We start from the raw sequence: 1,238 nt of genomic DNA, 5'->3' as shown, positions 1-1,238 counted from the left end.
CAGAGGAATCCGGTCATGGCAACGGCGCCCAGCGTCTCGTACTCGATGACGGTCCGGCTGGAGGTGCCCGCGAGTGGTACCGCGGTCTCGCAGCTGACCACGGCTGTGGAGTCCAACGGTGGCTCCGTGACCGGCCTGGACGTGACCGCTTCCGGTCACGAGAAGCTGCGGATCGACGTGACGATCGCCGCGACGTCGACCGCGCACGCCGACGAGATCGTCGAGGAGCTGCGCAAGATCGAGGGCGTGGTGCTGGGCAAGGTCTCGGACCGTACGTTCCTGATGCACCTCGGCGGCAAGATCGAGATGGCGTCGAAGCACCCGATCCGCAACCGTGACGACCTGTCGATGGTCTACACGCCGGGTGTGGCGCGGGTGTGCATGGCGATCGCGGAGAACCCGGAGGACGCGCGCCGTCTGACCATCAAGCGCAACTCCGTTGCAGTGGTGACGGACGGCTCGGCCGTGCTGGGTCTGGGCAACATCGGCCCGAAGGCGGCGCTGCCGGTCATGGAGGGCAAGGCGGCGCTGTTCAAGCGGTTCGCCGGCATCGACGCCTGGCCCATCTGCCTGGACACGCAGGACTCGGACGCGATCGTGGAGATCGTCAAGGCGATCGCCCCGGGCTTCGCGGGCATCAACCTGGAGGACATCTCCGCGCCCCGCTGCTTCGAGATCGAGGCGCGGCTGCGTGAGGCGCTGGACATCCCGGTCTTCCACGACGACCAGCACGGGACCGCGATCGTGGTGCTGGCCGCGCTGACCAACGCGTTGCGTGTGGTGGGCAAGTCGGTCGGTGATGTGCGGGTCGTGATGTCGGGTGCGGGGGCGGCGGGTACGGCGATCCTGAAACTGCTGATCGCGGCGGGTGTCAAGCATGCCGTGGTGGCCGACATCCAGGGTGTGGTGCACGCGGGCCGTGAGGACCTGGTGGGGGCGGCGGCGGACTCGCCGTTGCGCTGGATCGCGGACAACACCAATCCGGAGGGCGTCACGGGCACGCTGAAGGAGGCGGTCGTGGGCGCGGATGTCTTCATCGGCGTGTCGGCGCCGAATCTGCTGGGCGCGGAGGACGTGGCGGCGATGGCGGAGGGTGCCGTCGTCTTCGCGCTCGCGAACCCGGACCCGGAGGTCGACCCGGCAATCGCCCGTCAGACGGCGGCAGTTGTGGCCACGGGCCGCTCCGACTTCCCCAACCAGATCAACAACGTCCTGGTGTTCCCGGGCGTGTTCCGGGG

Annotated in this window: 1 protein-coding gene; it reads left to right on the top strand. The window is 68.8% G+C overall.

Translation table 11 applies throughout. From position 1 onward, the window contains the following. Window positions 1–15: 15 nt before the first annotated feature. Window positions 16–1,238, top strand: a 1,223-nt coding sequence (locus tag AB0K02_RS34025) for an NAD-dependent malic enzyme (RefSeq protein ID WP_365996469.1), incomplete at its 3' end; no start/stop codon positions are given.

It is taken from the genome of Streptomyces sp. NPDC049597 (assembly GCF_040675505.1).
In the GTDB taxonomy this organism is placed as follows: Bacteria; Actinomycetota; Actinomycetes; order Streptomycetales; family Streptomycetaceae; genus Streptomyces.
Note: the sequence above shows the minus strand (reverse complement) of the source record. Positions and strands in the feature narration are given on the sequence as shown.